Annotated in this window: 19 protein-coding genes; 3 read left to right on the top strand and 16 right to left on the bottom strand. The window is 39.7% G+C overall.

What is annotated here, in order from left to right:
* Nucleotides 1-3: 3 nt before the first annotated feature.
* Nucleotides 4-456 (bottom strand): SprT family protein, encoded by a 453-nt coding sequence (locus tag ACFQ19_RS14050; RefSeq protein WP_379593124.1) that lies wholly within the window; start codon nt 454-456, stop codon nt 4-6.
* Between the two features lie 450 nt (nt 457-906).
* On the opposite strand from ACFQ19_RS14050, the gene ACFQ19_RS14045 reads away from it, so the two are divergent.
* Nucleotides 907-2400 (top strand): catalase, encoded by a 1494-nt coding sequence (locus ACFQ19_RS14045; protein ID WP_379593122.1) that lies wholly within the window; start codon nt 907-909, stop codon nt 2398-2400.
* Nucleotides 2401-2511: 111 nt separating this feature from the next.
* On the opposite strand, the gene ACFQ19_RS14040 is transcribed toward ACFQ19_RS14045, so the two are convergent.
* The 14 genes from ACFQ19_RS14040 to acpS form a co-directional block, all read right to left on the bottom strand.
* The gene (locus ACFQ19_RS14040) at nt 2512-4650 is read right to left on the bottom strand and encodes a Tex family protein (RefSeq protein WP_379593186.1); all 2139 of its coding nucleotides are present in this window, start codon (nt 4648-4650) and stop codon (nt 2512-2514) included.
* Nucleotides 4651-4800: 150 nt separating this feature from the next.
* Complete coding sequence (locus tag ACFQ19_RS14035; protein ID WP_379593120.1) at nt 4801-5406, bottom strand: SpoIIE family protein phosphatase; 606 nt, start codon at nt 5404-5406, stop codon at nt 4801-4803.
* Nucleotides 5403-6194 carry an RNA polymerase sigma factor SigB gene (gene sigB / locus ACFQ19_RS14030; protein ID WP_379593118.1) on the bottom strand — a complete coding sequence of 264 codons (792 nt, stop codon included), beginning with the start codon at nt 6192-6194 and terminating at the stop codon, nt 5403-5405. Before sigB ends, ACFQ19_RS14035 begins: the two co-directional genes overlap by 4 nt.
* Complete coding sequence (gene rsbW, locus ACFQ19_RS14025) at nt 6166-6642, bottom strand: anti-sigma B factor RsbW (RefSeq protein WP_379593116.1); 477 nt, start codon at nt 6640-6642, stop codon at nt 6166-6168. Before rsbW ends, sigB begins: the two co-directional genes overlap by 29 nt.
* Nucleotides 6642-6974 carry an STAS domain-containing protein gene (locus ACFQ19_RS14020; protein WP_379593114.1) on the bottom strand — a complete coding sequence of 111 codons (333 nt, stop codon included), beginning with the start codon at nt 6972-6974 and terminating at the stop codon, nt 6642-6644. The genes rsbW and ACFQ19_RS14020 overlap by 1 nt, the downstream gene beginning before the upstream one ends.
* A gap of 273 nt (nt 6975-7247) precedes the next feature.
* Complete coding sequence (locus ACFQ19_RS14015; protein WP_379593112.1) at nt 7248-8261, bottom strand: PP2C family protein-serine/threonine phosphatase; 1014 nt, start codon at nt 8259-8261, stop codon at nt 7248-7250.
* Between the two features lie 178 nt (nt 8262-8439).
* Nucleotides 8440-8841, bottom strand: coding sequence for an anti-sigma regulatory factor (locus ACFQ19_RS14010; protein ID WP_379593111.1), 402 nt, complete (start codon nt 8839-8841; stop codon nt 8440-8442).
* 3 nt (nt 8842-8844) lie between these two features.
* The gene (locus ACFQ19_RS14005; protein WP_379593109.1) at nt 8845-9201 is read right to left on the bottom strand and encodes an STAS domain-containing protein; all 357 of its coding nucleotides are present in this window, start codon (nt 9199-9201) and stop codon (nt 8845-8847) included.
* Nucleotides 9202-9205: 4 nt separating this feature from the next.
* A complete protein-coding gene (locus tag ACFQ19_RS14000; RefSeq protein WP_379593107.1) occupies nt 9206-10075 on the bottom strand; it encodes an RsbT co-antagonist protein RsbRA in 870 nt (289 codons plus the stop codon).
* A 444-nt stretch (nt 10076-10519) separates the two neighbouring features.
* On the bottom strand, nt 10520-10882 hold the full coding sequence (locus ACFQ19_RS13995; protein WP_379593105.1) for a type II toxin-antitoxin system PemK/MazF family toxin: 363 nt from the start codon (nt 10880-10882) through the stop codon (nt 10520-10522).
* A gap of 5 nt (nt 10883-10887) precedes the next feature.
* A complete protein-coding gene (locus ACFQ19_RS13990; protein ID WP_379593184.1) occupies nt 10888-11106 on the bottom strand; it encodes an antitoxin in 219 nt (72 codons plus the stop codon).
* Nucleotides 11107-12032: 926 nt separating this feature from the next.
* Nucleotides 12033-13070 (bottom strand): LolA family protein, encoded by a 1038-nt coding sequence (locus ACFQ19_RS13985; protein ID WP_379593103.1) that lies wholly within the window; start codon nt 13068-13070, stop codon nt 12033-12035.
* 66 nt (nt 13071-13136) lie between these two features.
* Entirely contained in the window at nt 13137-14651 is a 1515-nt protein-coding gene (locus ACFQ19_RS13980) for an NAD(P)H-hydrate dehydratase (RefSeq protein ID WP_379593101.1), read from the bottom strand.
* Between the two features lie 84 nt (nt 14652-14735).
* Nucleotides 14736-15092: a holo-ACP synthase gene (gene acpS / locus ACFQ19_RS13975; RefSeq protein WP_379593099.1), complete on the bottom strand. Its 357-nt coding sequence runs from the start codon at nt 15090-15092 to the stop codon at nt 14736-14738.
* A 128-nt stretch (nt 15093-15220) separates the two neighbouring features.
* Here acpS and ACFQ19_RS13970 point away from each other — a divergent pair, with 128 nt between their 5' ends.
* Nucleotides 15221-16006, top strand: coding sequence for a rhomboid family intramembrane serine protease (locus tag ACFQ19_RS13970; RefSeq protein WP_379593097.1), 786 nt, complete (start codon nt 15221-15223; stop codon nt 16004-16006).
* Between the two features lie 459 nt (nt 16007-16465).
* Entirely contained in the window at nt 16466-17197 is a 732-nt protein-coding gene (nagB, locus tag ACFQ19_RS13965; protein WP_379593095.1) for a glucosamine-6-phosphate deaminase, read from the top strand.
* A gap of 63 nt (nt 17198-17260) precedes the next feature.
* Here the strand turns inward: nagB and ACFQ19_RS13960 are convergent, their stop codons facing one another.
* Nucleotides 17261-18745: a DEAD/DEAH box helicase gene (locus ACFQ19_RS13960; protein WP_379593093.1), complete on the bottom strand. Its 1485-nt coding sequence runs from the start codon at nt 18743-18745 to the stop codon at nt 17261-17263.
* Between the last annotated feature and the right edge of the window lie 607 nt (nt 18746-19352).

Below are 19352 nucleotides of genomic sequence, written 5' to 3'. Positions count from 1 at the left end.
AAATTAAATTCGAATTAATTTTCCCTTGCATTTTCCGCATCGAAATCTGGAAACATCTACTTTCCGGATTCTTTTATAAGTCATTTTACATTTTTCGCATTCATAGGTATACCGGTAACGATTCTGCTGAGAAGGCAATTGTTTACAATGGCGGGGAGATCCTGTTTTGGCTAGCAGTTCTCTAAATTCTCTATCCCGATGTTGATATCCTTTTCCTTCAATATGTAAATGATAATGACAAAGCTCGTGTTTTATAATACCGTGAAGTTCTTCTTCTTCAAATTCCAATACATATTTCGGATTTATTTCAATCAGCCGTTTACTTGGAATGTACCTGCCGCCAGTTGTTCGTAAGCGGGAATTAAAATGCGCTTTATCATGAAAGGATTTATGAAAAAAAGTTTCTGACAGCCGATTAACCAATTGATATAATTCTTCATCTGATAGTTGATTCATCCGTTTTTTCGCTCCTCTTTTCAATAAAGCATGAACCTGAGATTCTTCATTTCTTAGAAATGCCCCCACGGCTCACTTCTCTCTATTTATTAAAATATGTCATGAAAGACCACATCAAAAATAATGCATCTCATAATGATTCATTTTAACATAACAAGGATATATCAGGAACTTTCATTCTTGCACCTCATCATTCACTTCTCTTCTAAATTCTCAATTAATATATACAATTGATAATAAATAGAATCCTAAGTATACCCTCACATTTCTTATGAACAGAAAATAAATCTTACGTTCCTCCTGTTTAAAAATACGGTTTTCACTGTTAAAGAAGAGTTCTATATATTTATTAAAAAATGTCATATAAATAACACAGAATATTAATAGCAATCTACTATTTATTATGTTATTATAATAATTGTAGTTAATTTACTAGGAGGGGAACAATTTATGAGCGATAAAAGAAAAATGACCACCGCATTTGGCGCTCCTGTACCAAATGATGATGATTCGAAAACAGCCGGTAAACGTGGTCCATTACTAATGGAAGATTTTTGGTTCCTTGAAAAGCTTGCACATTTTGACCGTGAAGTTATCCCTGAACGTCGTATGCATGCTAAAGGATCCGGAGCTTATGGAACACTAACTATTACAAATGACATTACTAAATATACAAAAGCAGACATCTTCTCAGAAGTTGGCAAGCAAACGGACATGTTTATCCGTTTCTCTACTGTAGCTGGTGAACGCGGTGCTGCAGATGCAGAACGCGATATCCGCGGAACAGCGATGAAGTTCTATACAGAAGAAGGAAACTGGGACTTAGTTGGTAACAACACTCCAGTATTCTTCATGAGAGACCCTAAACGTTTCCCTGACTTGAACCATGTTGTTAAACGTGATCCAAAAACAAACATGAAGAATGCTGATGCAAACTGGGATTTCTGGTCTAACTTGCCAGAAGCACTTCATCAGGTTACCATTGTAATGTCTGATCGCGGTATTCCAAAATCATTCCGTAACATGAACCTATTTGGAAGCCATGCATACAGCTTATACAATGAAAATAATGAACGTGTCTGGGTTAAATTCCACTTCAAAACAGAACAAGGAATCGAAAACCTTACTGACGAAGAAGCAGCAAAAGTAATTGGTGAAGACCGTGAAAGTAATCAACGTGACTTATACACGAACATTGAAGAAGGTAACTTCCCTAAATGGAAAATGTATATTCAAGTAATGACAGAAGAAGAAGCTCAAAATATGCCTTACAACCCGTTTGACCTGACAAAAGTATGGTATAAAGATGAATTCCCGCTTATTGAAGTTGGCGAATTAGAGCTGAATAAAAACCCTGAAAACTATCATGAGGAAGTAGAGCAGGCAGCATTTGCACCAACGAACATTGTTCCGGGAATCGGATTTTCTCCGGATAAAATGTTGCAAGGCCGCCTATTCTCTTATGGAGACGCGCAACGTTATCGTCTAGGCGTGAACCATTGGCAAATCCCTGTTAACTATCCGAAAAACGCGAAAAACTTCCATCCATATCACCGTGATGGCGCTATGCGTGTTGTCCCTTATACAGGCGGACAAGTCAGCTATAGTCCGAACCAATACGGTGAATGGGAAGACAGCAAAGAGCATCAAGAACCTGCACTGCAGCTTGGTACAGACGTGAATGCAGATTACTTTGATTTTGACGAAGATGATACGATGTACTATGAACAGCCTGGTAAACTATTCCGCTTAATGTCAGATGAGCAGAAACAAGCGCTCTTCCAAAATACAGCGAATGATATTGCACCAGCTTCTAAATCCGTTAAACTTCGTCATATCAACAATTGCTATCGTGCTGATCCGGAATACGGAAAAGGCGTTGCAGAAGCAATTGGTATTTCACTTGATGAAGTGGAAGCTGCAAACGAAGAATCCGTAAAATAATAGCAAAACAAAAGAAAGACGCTCTCTTTTTCCTTAAAGGCGAGCGTCTTCTTTTTTATAAACAAAAAGGAACTTAACAAATACTTAAGTTCCTTTTTTGATTTCTCTTCTTTACTGAATCATAGAAAGTGCAATTCTTCCTTTTTGTACGTTGACATCATCAACCCAAACAGTGACAACATCTCCGACAGAAGCAACATCCATTGGATGCTTAACGAACTGCTTAGACATTTTAGAAATATGCACAAGTCCATCTTGTTTTACACCGATATCAACAAAGACACCGAAATCTACGACATTCCGAACGGTTCCTTGCAATTCCATACCAGTGGTTAAATCTTCCATATTCATTACATTTTTCTTTAATAACGGCTGCGGAAAATCATCGCGCAGGTCGCGTTCTGGCTTGCTCAGCGCTTCAATAATATCCTCTAACGTCGGTAAACCAAGTTCCAGTTCTTCTGCAACAGCTTGTTTATCGATTCCTTCCATTTTTTTCTGCAAAGGTTCTGTCCCCAGATCTTTTTCATCAAATCCAAGCTTGTGTAACAGTGCTTTTGCTTGTGGATAGGTTTCCGGGTGAATCGGGGTACGGTCGAATGATGTATCCCCATCCACAATTCTCAAGAATCCAATAGACTGCTCGTATGTTTTGGCACCAAGACGCGGAATTTTCTTCAGCTGCTTGCGGTTAGTGAATTTTCCTTCCTCTTCCCGCTTCTTAATCACATTGTTCGCTACGGTTTTACTTAAACCAGATACATACTGTAGAAGTGAGGAAGATGCAGTATTCACATTAACTCCTACCTGGTTAACCGCTGTTTCCACAACGAATGTCAGAGAATTGGACAGCTCTTTTTGGCTGACATCATGCTGGTACTGACCAACACCAATCGACTGCGGATCAATTTTCACCAATTCGGCCAATGGGTCCTGTACCCGTCTTGCAATGGACACAGCACTTCTTTCCTCTACCTGTAAATCGGGGAATTCTTCTCTTGCCAGGGCGGATGCAGAATATACACTTGCTCCTGCTTCATTCACAATAATATATGGAATATCCAGGTTGTTATTGGTTAACATATCCGAAACAAATTGTTCTGTTTCTCGAGATGCTGTCCCGTTTCCAATCGCAACCAGCTCCACGCCAAACTGCTGAATAATATGGAGGACAACTTTTTCTGCACCTTTCACATCTTTCTTTGGAGCAGTCGGATAAATCACATTAATTTGATGAACTTTCCCTGTCTCGTCCACAACAGCTAACTTACAACCTGTACGGAAAGCCGGATCAACTCCCAGAATCACTTTCCCTTTTAGCGGCGGCTGGAGTAATAAGTTTCTTAAGTTCACAGAAAAAACTTCAATTGCCTGTGATTCTGCTTTTTCTGTCAACGCATTGCGTATTTCTCTTTCCACAGAGGGCTCAATCAGTCTTTTATAACTATCTTCCACAGCAGCTGTTAACAGCTCTTTGATATGTTGCGGACAATCGTTTTTGATCACCCTTTTTTCCAAGTAGGAAATGATTTTATCCACAGGTGCTTCCACCTGCACTTTTAAAATGCCCTCTTTTTCACCGCGATTCAACGCAAGAATACGATGAGAAACCAAAGATCGGATGGTCTCACTGTATTCATAATACATTTCAAATACCTGCTTTTCATCCGCTTCTTTATTTTTATCTTCAGATTGTATTGTTCCTTGCTTCATTGTGGTATCTCGAATAAATTCACGATAAGCCGGTTCGTCTGAAATCCACTCGGCAATGATATCATTAACTCCCTGAAGCACTGCTTCCACTGTATGCAGCTCGTGTTCCTCTGAAAAGTATTGGGCTGCCTGTTGTTCGACATCTACTGCTTCCTTCTGTTCCCAAATAATCAGCGCCAGCGGCTCCAGTCCTTTTTCTTTGGCAATCGTTGCCCTGGTACGGCGTTTTTGTTTATAAGGGCGATACAAGTCTTCTACCTTTTGAAGCTGTGTCGCTTTTTCAATGTCATTTCTTAGTTCTTCGGTCAATTTACCTTGCTCGTCAATGATACGAAGCACTTCTTGTTTTCGTTCAGACAGATTAAGAACATACGTCCATCTGTCCTGTATTTCTTTTATTTTTACTTCATCCAATCCGCCTGTTGCTTCTTTTCGATACCTGGCAATAAACGGAACTGTATTTCCCTCATCCAAAAGAGAAATAACTTTAGAAACAATACTATCTTGTACACTGGTATCTTTTGATACAATTTCCATGAGTTTTTCATCTACATTCACTATATTTCTCCTCCTTACTATCCTTCCTTATTGTATCAAAATAAACAAACTCATGCTTTCTAACATACTAAAAAGATTGATTTGCCATCCTTAACAACGGAACCAATGTCCATGTTATTTCATAACAAATCAACCTTTTTCACCTTTATATCTAATAGCCATTAATGTTGTGTCGTCCTGTCTGGTATTATCAATGTTTTGGGCATATAGATCGGTAATCCGTTCTACATTATAGTCTGTGAAATAATACGCTGATAATTCTTTATCTTTCACCCCATCGGAAAATACAATAAAATTTGTTCCATCACTTAACTTCTCTGTCATTACCTTTACTCCCCGATAACGCGAGCCAAGATATCCAGAGCTTGGAATATTTCGCTTCTTTTTACATCCTTGTTCCAAAATAATAATCCCTATATTTCCGATAGAGGAAAACGTATAAGTCTGATCAATAAAGTCTATTTTTAGAATCCCCATCACTGCACCGCGCATGCCTACAAGCTGTTTATTGCATAAATCAATAATCTCTTTTACTGTTTGATGCTTATACTGCTTCACAATATCGATCACAGCTTGTGAAGATTCTTTTGCATTTTCTCCGCTCCCAAGACCATCTGCAAGCACTCCTAAAAATAACTGGTCTTCTTCTATAAAAAAGTAACTGTCTCCACAAAAATGGTTACCTTTCTTCGATTTTTGATAAACGGAAACATCTACATACTTACCGGAAATCAATCGAATACCTCCGTGCTTTCCGATTGCATGGTTTCTCGTAATTTACGGAGTGCTCGCCTTTGAAGACGTGAGACATGCATCTGGGATATACCCAGCGATTCTCCCGTTTCTTTCTGACTCATATTTTTAAAATAGGTACATTCTAAAATGACCTGTTCCCGTTCTGATAAAACAGGAAGAATTTTTTCAAGCATCATTTTCTGTTCTGAATTATTAAAACTGTTATCTTCATTGCCAATTAAGTCAAGGATAGCAACGGTACTGCCGTCTGAATCAGCTTCAATTTTATGATCAACAGATAGTGCCTTATAACTTTTGCTCATTTCCATTGTTTCTAATACTTCTTCTTCTGGTACGCCAATGTATTCTGCGATTTCTTGAATGGTAGGAGATTTTTGATTTTTAGCCGTCAGTTCATCAGCACTTTTTCGGATTTTCGGCCCCAATTCTTTAATACGGCGAGGGACATGCACACTCCATGTTTTATCCCGTATAAATCGTTTTATTTCGCCGATAATGGTTGGGATTGCGAATGATTCAAACGACTTACCATAGGAAGGGTCGTACCTCTTAATTGCCCCGAGTAATCCAATCATGCCGACTTGTACAAGGTCTTCATGAATAGCACTGTTTTTGGAGTACTTTCGGGCAATAGATCCAACAAGATTTTGATAAGCTAAAACGATTTTTTCCTGTATTTCTTCATTTGTCGGATCTTCCTTAAGCGCACGTATCCACTGGTAAACCTCATCTCCCCCTCTATTGAATGGTTGAGATTTGGTCGTCATCCATGTCCACCTCTTCTTCTCTATTGTATTTAGTCATAATAACCATTACGCCATATTTATTGTTGATTTTTACTTCGTCCATTAAAGCTTCAATTAAGAACAGGCCAAAACCCCCTTCCCGGATTTTTTCAACTGGTTCATCGTTTGTATATGGCCCCGTGCCATTCTTTATTTCTTCCAGATCAAAACTTCCTCCACGATCAGCAACCATGATTTCCATGCGGTCATCATATACGCCAAAGCCGACGGTAATTTCACCGGATTCTTTTTCTTCATATGCATGCTCGACAGCATTTGTAATTGCTTCTGATATAGCAACTTTTAAATCCTCAATTGCATCATAAGAAAAACCTACCCGATTAGCAACACCTGAAAGCGTTAAGCGCATCACTCCAATATATTCCGCTTTCGCCGGTACCTTCATTTCAATATAATCAAATGCTTCCATTACTCATTGCCACCTCGAATCGCTGCTTTAATATCCATAACTCCGTTCAGGCCGGTTATCTCAAAAATACGATATACCCGTCCCTGGACATTTTTTAAAGTGAAATGACTGTCACTTTCCTTTGAAGCTTTTAAAGCACTGACAAACACACCTAAGCCAGTACTGTCCATATATGTTACATTTTCTAAATCCACTTCAATTTCATTGCCATCCTCTTTGATTAAAGGCATTAATGATTTTTTTAACTCCGGGGCTGTATAAGCATCAATCTCCCCGCTCACTTCTATAACTTTTACATCCGTTTCTTCTTGTACATTAACTGATAAATTCATAATAACCCCCTCTGTCATCATACATATAGATTATAGATAGATGACCATACAATGATAAAGTAGAACTGAATTCCGTCAAGGTTCTAAATTCCTTTTTAGAATACCAGCCGAATGAACTGAACTTATACAGATGCTTTCACCCTCACCCGCCAAACTTCCTATCTGATGGATTATGATAACAGCAGTCCGTTGTTCCGTTAAACTGTGATATTTTGCTTTCTCTATCAATCATTAAGATTAAACTAATATATTGTATTCCCTGCATGTATAACTTTAAACCTCTTTACGAAGAACAATTAATGTAAAATCATCCCGCAACTGGAAATCTTGAAGTTTTTCAAAATACTGATACACATTTTCCACCAAGTCTTGCGCGGGTAAATCAATATATTTCCGGATTACTTCCAGCAGTTCTTCTGTTTCAATAAAACGGTCACCGTCCCTGCATTCTGAAACGCCGTCCGTCAGAAAAATAATTAAATCATCTTTTTCAATATCCAATTCATATTCCCGATACTGCGCATCAGGCATAACACCGAGAACAATACCTTTTGCCCGGACTTCTTCAAATGTGCCAGTGGCTGCACGGAAAATATATCCCGGCTCATGACCAGCCGAGGATAATTTTAATTTACTTTCCTCAGGCAGATAGTGCGCATAGCACATAGTGATAAACATACTGGAATCAATATTTCTTTCCACAACCCGGTTCAGATTTTCTAACACTTTATTCGGTGACATCGTCGCTTCCGGATAACTGTCCATTGCATATTTGATCATGGACATACATAGCGCGGCCGGTATCCCTTTGCCGATCACGTCTGCAATAGCAATTCCAACAGTTCCATTGTTCCCTTTTGTAAAATGATGATAGTCGCCATTCATCTGATGAGCGGGAACACTAATCACACCAATGTCCAGTCCATCGATTTCCGGCTTTTGGGTTCCCAGCAAAGTCTTTTGCATGTTTGCCGCTACGGAGATCTCCGAAGTCAGCACATCTTTTTCCTGCCTTAAATAATCTACTTCCTGCAATGCCAATCCATAGAAAACAGTCGCTTCCAACAGAAATTCCATGGAAAGCTTGTATTCATCCATCAGTTCCGGATAAATATGCTCCATCGCTTGAATATGCAGATTAATTAATTCTTCAGGAAGGATATTCTTTTTTATAAAATCTTTACTGATCAATTCAAGGTCATATAATGCTTTTTCATCTTGTGTTTCAATATATTTCTGTAATAATTCCTGATATTTTATAGTGTTTTTTTCAATGGTTTCTTTCACGATGGTTACTCCCCCTATACTCAGAACCTTTTATTCTCTTTTAAGGCTTTCCCCAAGATGGTAACTCGGGTACGTGCGCCAGTTAAGCGCAACGTTATTTTCTCTTCTCACACCCGAATTATCCGTGCATTCATTGTTTAAAACAAGGAAAGTCAAACGAAAGGATCAGAGGATGAAACTACCTGATCCATTTAATCACCTTAATTTGTGTCCCTTCCCCTACTGTGGATGCTATATCAAAATCATCCATCAAACGTTTTACTCCAGGTAATCCGGCACCCAGCCCTCCAGAGGTTGTATAGCCATCTTGCATAACACGGCTGACATCTTGTATTCCTGGACCAACATCAACTGCAGTCATTAATATTCCTTTTTGACTGTTCGTATAGATGTGCTCAAAACAAATTTGTCCATTTTCAGCATATAAATAGATATTACGAGCTAATTCGGATACTGCGGTGGCAATTCTGGCCTGATCGACATTTCCAAAACCGATTTCTTTTGCCATTTCCCGGCCAAGCTGTCTTGCACCTACAATGTCCCACTCTTTTTGAATGTTGACACAGGATCGCGGATTCATATACTAACCTCCTAATTCCTGGTGCAGCTTCAATAATCCCTGTTCTAAATCTAATGCAGTCGGGACCTTTTGCAGGTGTATTCCTAGATCGATTAATGTCATTGCTACAGCCGGCTGTATTCCGGTTAATACAACACGTGCCCCCATTAAATCTGACATCGATACGACATCACCCAGCACCTTTGCAATGAAAGAATCAATAATCTCTACAGATGTTAAATCAATCACCACACCTGATGCATCTGTTTTATGGATCTTTTCCAATAAATCTTCTTGAAATTGAATGGCTGTCTGATCATCTATTTCCGTCTGAATAGAAATTAACAAATAGTTATGTAGCTTTAATATAGGTATTCGCATCCTGTTACTCCCCCTTAAGAGAACCCATAATATCTTCTATTCCTTTGCCGTTTGCAGGCAATTCAACGACTTCTCTGCCCGTAATCTCAAGCGCTTTTGTAAAACCTTTTTTCAAGGTGCTTCTGGTAGGGAATTTACTTAAGTCAATTCCGATATTTACGATGGTTTGAGCAATTTCCGGACGGATTCCGACAAGGATACATGTTGATCCGATTAATCTGACTGCTTCCGCTGCCTGAATAATATGATGGGCAACCATAGTATCTACTACCGGAACTCCTGTAATATCAATTAATACAACTTCAGAATTGTGCTTAATGGTTCCTTCCAATAAATTTTCCATAATTAACTTCGCTCTGTCGGTATCAATGGTACCAATCAGCGGCATAATTGTTATGCCTTCCATCACTGGAATGAGCGGTGCTGATAACTCTTGCAATGCTACCCGCTGCAGTGAAAGCATATTTTCCCAATTTCCTGTATATTCATTAACCAATTGACGGATTAACGGCTCCACCCACTCATCCACACTGGTTAATACATTTTGAAAATGATTGGAATCGACTTGGTCTGCTTGTTTCAATAAAAATTCGATAGTGACACGTCGAAAAACCTGCAGTCCATCTGTGATGTAACTCAATGGCCAGCCCAGGTTGATAATTTTCTCCGAGAATTCCTCCACTAATTTGGAAGACCCTTCATTCTGGACACTTGCAAAAATCACATTTACAAATTCTCGGTTGGTATTTACATAGAGTTCCTCAGAGATACTTGCTGTATAGTTCCCTGATTTCATTCGTCCGACTTCATCCATCCAACTATCAACAATAGAATCACTATTATTGAGAATTAATTCTTTCAGCTTTTCATCCATCAGTAGTACCCTCCATTTTACTTTTTTTGATAAATTTCTTATTGTGATGAGTGTTGTTATTCTTGCTGCATCGACTGTAAATACATAACTACTATTTAGAAAGCTCTGCACTTATCGCTACCTTAGTATAACATACATAGTATATATCTAGCATTGCTGGAAATAAGGCGGGTTTTGTCAAAATCGTTGTTGCGCTTACTCGTTCCATCGAAAAACATTTGTATGTCGAAAAGCAAAACGATCCGCCCCAGCGGTCGCCTTACACGTTACCTCTTTCCCTTCTCATCTTGTCAGCAAATATATAAAAGAAACGACCAACTCCTGTGTCTTTGAAAAGAAAGTTACTTTTAAAGTACGAAATTTAGAACAAGAAGAAATTTGAGGCAGAAAAAAGACAGCTCTTTCAAAGAGAGCTGTCTTTTTCGTGGTTACAGAAAAATAATATTAATTATTGCTGTACACATCTCGTAAGCCAAGGCTTATTTCTAGTGCTTGATCGATTTTTTCCATCATTTCTTTATCTAATTTGGTAATTTTATCCGTTAATCGCTGCTTATCTAATGTGCGAATTTGTTCTAACAGAATGACTGAATTTCTGTCAAACCCATAACGTTTTGCATCGATCTCCACATGCGTAGGCAATTTAGCCTTTTGTATCTGTGCGGTGATAGCCGCCACGATAACAGTTGGGCTAAATCGATTACCTATATCGTTTTGGACAATCAGAACCGGCCGCACACCACCCTGTTCGGAACCGACTACAGGGGATAAGTCAGCAAAATAAACCTCGCCTCTTTGAACGATCACAAGTGTTACACCCCGATCACAGAGCGCTCTAGAGTTATTTCAGCCTCCTCTTCAGCTTGAAAAGCCTCTGAAGCAATCGTCAGATTAATTCTTGCCATTTCCTCATATCCGCGCTGCATTGTCTCATGAAAACGTTGGAGGTGTTCTTCTTTTTTACGGTTTAAATAATTTTGAGTTGCTTCACATATAAAGTCGTTTAAGTCGGAACCATTCTCATATTTCATTACACCGTCCACCTCACTTAGTAAATTCTTCGGTATTTTCACTAAAATTTCTTCATTATTTTCAGCCAAATCCTAGCACCCCCGCCAACAATTAACGTTCGTTATTCAATTTAATATTATGATAGCATTGTACACATACATTTGCAAAGGGGTTATGGCGAAATTATAAAAAAATCATGTAAATTTGTCGTTTTGCATCTTACATTTCGGGGTATCCCATTACTTTTAAAGATAAAAATAAACGTTTATACCCTCCTATTATACACTATCCAGGCATTAAGGAACAATTCCAGTAACATAAACCAAGAAAGGCCAATCAGATGCTGCCATTGGCAAGGGGGACTCGCTGCAAAGAATGATGGCCTTGAAGGTAAGCACTGTCTTTGAAAAGACACTATCTTCCCTGCGACTTTTTTAACACGTTGAAGTGCATATAATTATGCAATGAAATAAATACCTGTCTATTAATTATATGCCAATATGTAAAAATCATACCTCTGAATCCAAAACAACCTTAGAACGAAAAGCGCAGGAGCGCCCTTGCAGGCTAAGAACGCGACATCCTTGTCGCAACACCTGCACTAGCACATCGTGTGCGTCGAAAAACGTAGAGACTGCGCCCCCGGTCTTTGGGGGTGGTTCTTCGACCTTGGTCGAACTTCCTTTACTTCCTGAGATAAAGGATTCATGCCCCTTTAGGGGTATGCCGACGTTAGGCTTTAGCCTGGTCTTAGTCGGCCTTCCTTTACCTTAAACCGATGATGACTTTCACCCGAGGGGCACGGCACGACGTGAAATCTCTAAAGTTTGGCGCTTTCGTGGACATGGCTATTCCTGAATAAAAATTTAAAAAGGAAATCGTATACTTTCTTAACTTACAAAAAAAGCAGGCCCGGTATCCAGAGCCTGCTTTTGCCTTCGTTGTATCATTTGCTTAATTGTCCCTGTACAGATTGTGCAACTTCAATCATTTCTTCCCTTGTCAATTCCGTGCTGGCTAGTTGATACTCCACTCCCTGGTGATTCCACGTTAACGCATTCCCCTCTAACGCTGCCACAGTTGCGCCCAGATTCACAATATCTCCATCCACTACTTCTGGACCTGAATTCACTGGAGCAGTTTCTCTGATTTCCTGGACTAGCGTGAAGTTTTTCTCGCCTTCATAGGTCGTAATAATACGCTCTCCATCATCTAAGGAAACTTCCTGCTTATCTGCCAATTCTGCTCCAGCTGTAAAGGTAGGATACAGCTCACGGACTTCTTCAGCTGCTGTTTCCAGTGCTTCCCCTTCTTCCGCGCTGGCACTTTCTTCTTCTGTTTCTTGCTCCATATTCTTATCCATTGAAAAATCATCTTCTGCAAAGGTTGCGTCTAGATCAAACCCGTGGAATGTCACATTTACCAGTGGTTCTCTATCCTGATTTAAAACATTCACCATAGCTGGTGTATGGCTGGACTTGTCAAAATAAATTTCCTGTGCCGGTAAATTGTTATTGCTCTGATAATTGGTTTTCGTTCGGAAAATATAATGATCATCTGTCGCTTCAAATTCAGCTTCTGGATCATTCACTACATCGCTGACGAGGGATTGCAGTAAATACGGCTGACTGCTGTTTTCCGGCCAATCAGATTGAAATTTAAAACTTTTTTCCAAGGCAGGTGTCAACACAAAGACACCATCTGTATTTTTCAAAATCACTTGGCTCTCGTTCTGCTCTGCTTCATTTTCAAGTTTGACACGATATTGGTCATCTGCCTGGTACCAGATGTCAATTAAAAAAGTTTGTTCCTGCTCCCCTGTATTCATCGTCATATCCGCTGTTGCCTTATATCCATCCAACTCTGTCACTGTTTCCTGTAGTTCTTCCACGACATCTTCCTGCGTTTTTTCACCACATGCTGCCAATAGCAAACCACATATACCTAATAGGAAAACGACACCGAAAAAACGTCTATTTATCATTAGCATATCTCCCTTGTCTCAATTAACAAAGGGAACGATTTGTTAACAGCTTATCACACCGTTTTTTTAAGAAAATGTACGGATTGCTTCTGGGATACCTTGAATCACATCTCCCGCAAGCAAATCCTGTTCCGAGTGTTTTTCCTGGACAAGCAAGTCTGCAGATTTTCCGTGCAAGAAGCAAGCATTGTTTATCCCTGCAAAAATAGTTTCGCTTTGCATCACCATCGCTAAAATCATTCCGGTCAATACATCCCCGCTGCCGCCTTTGGCAAGACCTGGATTGCCGCTTGACTCCACGGTCTGATTTCCATCTGGATCCGTTATGATCGTATGCTTTCCTTTTAACACAAGATAGCAGTGATAACGTTTTGCAAATGCCGCGCTATACCGGAAAGGCTCTATAAGTAATTCTGGAACAGATATATCCATTAATGCTGCAAGTTCTCCTGGATGTGGTGTTACAATAAGCGGAGCCTGTCTGGATTCGAAATCTGTTAAATACGATTTCAAATGATAAAGGCCATCAGCGTCCAAAATGACTGGTCCTTCAAATGTAAGCAGTGCTGGAAAAATGGCTTTTGCAGTTGCTTCCTTTCTCCCTAAACCAATGCCAACAGCCACTGCATCATAATCTGACAGGTCTATATGATTGATTCCAGCAATACAGCCGTCTGCTTCTGGGACCGCGATATACATCGCCTCCGGATTATTTCCTGCAATCATGGAAATAACGTTCTTGACAGAAGCTGTTGTTAATAAGCCGGATCCTGTCCGCAAAGCAGCTTTGGTCGTCATAAGAACAGACCCTGGCATCGGATCACTGCCTCCAATAATCAGCCCTCTTCCATGATTTCCTTTATGCGCATTTACTTCCCGTTTCGGAAAAGATTCCTTGAAACGAGCGGTTGTCCACAAACGTCTTTGTGTATGCGCCTGAAATAGTTTTTCAGGAAATCCGATATCAGCTACAATCCACTCTCCGTAATAAGAAGACGTGTGCTGACAGACGGCGGATTGTTTGACGGCGCCTATCATAATGGTAGCGTCTGCTTCCACAGCTTGAAAATCCGCAGAACCTTCATCTGCCGGCAGTCCGCTTGGGATATCGATGGAAATAACATATGCATTTTGTTGATTGACTTGTCTGGTCACTGTTAATATATCTCCTCTTAATGGGCCGCGCACACCAATGCCAAGCATGGCATCAATAATCACATCTGCTTCTTGGAGAACGGTATCTATGATATCTTCATCATAACGCTCCACCTGGCCGCCAAATTGCCGATAAACCTCCTTATGATACGCTGCATCCCCCGTTATTTTTTCATTTGGTGCAACCTGAATCGCTTTGACCTGATAGCCTGCTTCTGAAAGGATACGGGCAATAACAAAACCATCCCCGCCGTTATTTCCACTGCCAATCAGAATAACGATTGTTTCTTCTTTCGTTATCCGCTTCTCTACTTCCTTGCTTGCTTCTCTCCCTGCATTCTCCATGAGTATTTTCCCATCAAGTCCAATGGTGCTGATGGTTTCCCGGTCAACCTTGTACATTTCTTCCGCGGTAACAATATACAAATTCGTTCCCTCCTACCGCAATAAAATATATGAGACAAACTATGCGTTTATGCATTTTTAGCATGCGCTTCTCTTTTCTTTATCCTATCTCTTTTCTAATAAAACCTGCGCCACAGCATGGTCCCTGCTGTGAGAGATAGACAAGTGGATATGAATGCCCTCCATTCCTTCCGTTTGCATCTCCGGGGATCCGTTGGCATGATTTGTGATTTCGATTTGTTGAAAGCTCAATTTTCCTATCCCGGTTCTGTTGGCTTTAGCAAAAGCCTCTTTAGCCGCAAACCGGCCTGCGACATATTCGACGCGTCTGTGATCTGATAAATGCCTTGCTTTTTCCTGTTCCGTTTTTGTTAAAACGCGCTCTAAAAAACGGTTATTTTTTTCAAGCAGCCGTTTAATTCTCACTAATTCAACGATGTCTACACCTGTTCCAAGTATCATTTTCATTGCTCCTAAATGTTATTTTATGTATAGTCGCGCTTTTTTAATGGTCATAATCAATATAATTACTTATTATATTATATAGGATAACTTATTCAGTTTGAAGCGTTGGCTATGGGAGGCAAAATATGTTTATAAGAACGGAACGGAGTGTCAAAGAATTTTTTCAATTATACCCTGTCGTAACTATCATTGTCGGGATTAATATATTTCTTTGGTTTATCATTGATTTTTTAAATTTACAAATCGGTCAGTATATCCAATTTTTCGGAGTAGGCATTAATGCTGGTATTGCACAGGGAGAGTGGTGGAGAATCTTCACACCGATTTTTCTGCATGCCGGGGTGTTGCACATGCTGTTCAATTCCTTTTCGCTGGTGTTGTTCGGTCCAGCACTGGAGCAGATGCTTGGTAAAATCAAATTTATCTTAGCTTATGTCGGCACAGCCGCCACAGCAAATATTGTGATTTACTTTATTGAATCCCCTACCTATGCCCATTTAGGTGCTTCCGGCGCGGTTTTCGGTTTGTTTGGAATATATGTTTATATGGTTATTTTCCGCAAAGACTTAATTGATCAATCCAGCAGCCAGATTATTGGTGTGATTGTAGCTATTGCACTTGTCATGACTTTCCTGCGCGGCAATATAAGTGTACTCGGGCATTTATTTGGTATTTTCAGCGGTTTTATCTATGCACCACTGCTCTTAGCAGGAGCGAGAAGTTATTCACCATGGGCACAGCCAAGACCGCGAAAACGAACGTATGCAGACGACGATGATGGCCCGCAATTCGATCCAAACCGCTGGAACAGAAAGAAGAAAATCCCAGAGGGTATCCGAAAAAATAAGTTGTGGATTATAGTCGGTATTATCGCTGTTTTATGGTTATTGGGACAGGCGAATATTTTATAAAGCAAGAGCTGGTCATGATTTTTCGTGGCCAGTTTTTTATGGACTCAACTTTCACACTTTAAAAAGTAATTCCTTTACTATCGGGACAGGGTTGATCTTTTCTCCTCTCAATCTGTTGATAAAGATGAGCAGGTAAGGTGTAAGGTGATGCTACACCATACCCTGTTCAAAAAATAGAAGAACGCTTAAACCAAAAGCAAACAGGATAATAAAGATTATGTTCATCCTGGAACAGTAAGGTTTATATACTTATTCTTAGGTGCGTAAGTTGAGTTACGGACAATATAGGTGAGCGCATCATCCGTTTCGGGATGTAACAATGCAGATGTCGTGAACTTATTCCGCTTCTCATTTTCAAATGATTATTGATACGCAAGTACAAGCTAGTGGCAGAAGAATGAAAGAAACTATATAATGAAGGTATATAATAATTTGTATCTACATGACAGGGGGAAAATAATGAATATTATCCAAGCAAAAGATTACAAAGAGATGGGCCAGATAGCGGCAAAAAAAATAATGGAACAAGTAAATGCAAAACCGGAAAGTGTACTCGGTTTAGCGACTGGCTCTACACCAGAAGGGTTATACGAAGAAATCATTCAAGCACATAAAGACGATAATGTTTCTTTTAAAGATGTGACAACTTTTAATTTAGATGAGTATGTCGGACTTGATAAAGATAATCATCAAAGCTATTACTATTACATGCATCATCTCCTGTTTAACCATATTGATATCAATGGCGGCCAGGTTAACTTGCCAAATGGGGATGCACTTGATTTGCAGGAAGAATGCAATCGCTATGAAAAGGCTATCAAACAGGCTGACGGTATTGATATTCAAATTTTAGGGATTGGTTTAAATGGACATATCGGCTTTAATGAGCCAGGTACACCTTTCTCCATGCAAACCCATATTGTTGACCTGGATGAATCTACCCGGCAAGCAAATGCGCGCTTTTTTGATTCCATTGACGATGTGCCATTACAAGCTATCACCATGGGAATCGATACCATTATGCAATCCAAACAAATTATTCTTATCGTATCTGGATTACAGAAAGCGGAAGCATTAAAGCAGTTAGTAAACGGGCCTGTCACTGAAGATTTTCCGGCTTCTATTTTACAAAAACACGCAAATGTAACGATTATTGCTGATCAGGATGCACTATCTAAGCTCTCTCAATAATAAAAAAGGATGAAGCAATGTTCCACAAGAACGATGCTTCATCCTTTTATTTACGAAAGTTGATTAGCGGTCATCTCTTCTTTTACGCTGGTAATTTCCTTTACCTTTGCGATTTCTGCCGCCCTGGTTTCTTCCGCCTTGGTTACGGCCGCCTTGTCCGCGTCCGCCATAATAGCGTTTGTTATTATTACCGCGGCGGTTATTATTATCATTCTTCGCTTTTTTCACGCTGATTGGTGCAGCGGAAGAAATACGTACTGGTGTATCTCTTCTTTCTTTTGTCATCATGCTGATTGCTGCAGCAATAACGGTAACGGAATCATGATCATCCAGTAATTCTTTTGCAGCATTATAATAAGGCTGCAAATCTTTTTCGTTAATTGCCTGTTTCATTTTATTCATCGTTACTTGCTGCTGGCCGCGTTGTGCGTCCTGATTAGTAGGCGGCGTTAAACGCTTCATTTTACTTTTCGTTGTTTTTTCAATCAAACTCAGATGCGCCATTTCTCTTGGAGTAATAAATGAAATAGCTTCTCCCGTTTTCCCTGCACGGCCTGTTCTGCCGATACGGTGAACATAACTTTCAGGATCTTGCGGAATATCAAAGTTATAAACATGGGTTACACCGGAAATATCTAATCCGCGGGCTGCCACGTCTGTTGCTACCAGAACGTCCACACGCCCTTGCTTAAATTTATTTAATACAGACATACGCTTCCCTTGCGTTAAGTCCCCATGAATTCCTTCTGACCGGTATCCTCTTGCCTGAAGTCCTTCTGTAACTTCATCCACACGTTTTTTTGTTCTTGCAAATACAATAGCTAATTCCGGAGAATTGATATCTAAATGATTATTTAACGTTTCAAACTTAAATTTCTCTGGAATCTCAATGAAATATTGGTCAATATTTTCAACCGTCATTTCTTTTGCTTTTACTTTAACTTCTTTTGGCTCTTTCATAAGCGTCGTTGCAATATCACGAATTTCTTTTGGCATTGTTGCAGAGAAAAGCAATGTTTGTCTTTCTTCCGGAATGCCTTTTAAAATTTCACGGATATCATCAATAAAGCCCATATTCAACATTTCATCCGCTTCATCAAGTACAGCTGTATGCACTTCATCAATACGGATTGTTTTGCGGCGCATATGGTCCATTAAACGCCCTGGTGTAGCCACCACAATTTGCGGTCCATCTTTTAATGCACGAATTTGGCGATCCATTGGCGACCCGCCGAAGATAGCAAGTGCGCGGATATGCTTGAATTTAGACAGGCGGTTAATTTCTTCAGCTACTTGAATAGCCAGTTCGCGCGTAGGCGCAATGATTAAACTTTGGACCTTTCTTAATTTGGGATTGATTTTATTAATCAAAGGAATACCGAATGCTGCGGTTTTCCCTGTTCCTGTTTGCGCTTGTCCAATGACATCATTTCCTTCCAGCGCATACGGAATCGTCTCTGCTTGAATAGGAGTTGCTTCTTCAAATCCCATTTCTTCTAAAGCTTTCATTATCGGCGCAGAAACACCTAGTTCATTAAATTTAGTCACGTAATCGTCGACTCCTTTTTATTTTTTATTGCAAAAGAGGCCTTATAAGTGCGTGTTCAAAAAGCTATGACAACCAGCTTATACAGGATATGACATCTTCCGCGCCTGTCACACTTGCTTTCGGACGGAATTTGGTAATCGCAACGCTCTTTGTTGGAACAAGCAAACCCGATCCCGAGACAAGGGTGATTTTAGCAGAAGATCACTTCCCAGCTGCTTTTATTTGAGAACTTTTTGAACCTCATCTATAAAGAAAGTAGTTATTAAGAGTTTCTCATACTTTTCATCTTATTATACAAATCAGTAACAATCTCTAAACTGCCCGGTAAAAAGACATCATATTTTATGCATCTTTCTGTTTCGCTGCACATGTATTTTCATTACTGATTTACTACCTAAAAATTGCTGATTGAATGAACATGCCACTCCACATCAGCAATTAAACGAATAACGTATTTTAGTTCGTATTCATTGTCCATGTTTAAAGTATTAGAAAACCTGGCATTCTACAACTTTTTGGGTAAATGCCTCCGTTGAGGTTTCTATGACTCATCCCATTAAAACCGTTACTTTTATACAGACAGGGCAACTTTTCATATTCCTGTCC

The sequence above is a fragment of the Oceanobacillus locisalsi genome, from assembly GCF_042675985.1.
In the GTDB taxonomy this organism is placed as follows: Bacteria; Bacillota; Bacilli; order Bacillales; family Amphibacillaceae; genus Oceanobacillus; species Oceanobacillus locisalsi.
Note: the sequence above shows the minus strand (reverse complement) of the source record. Positions and strands in the feature narration are given on the sequence as shown.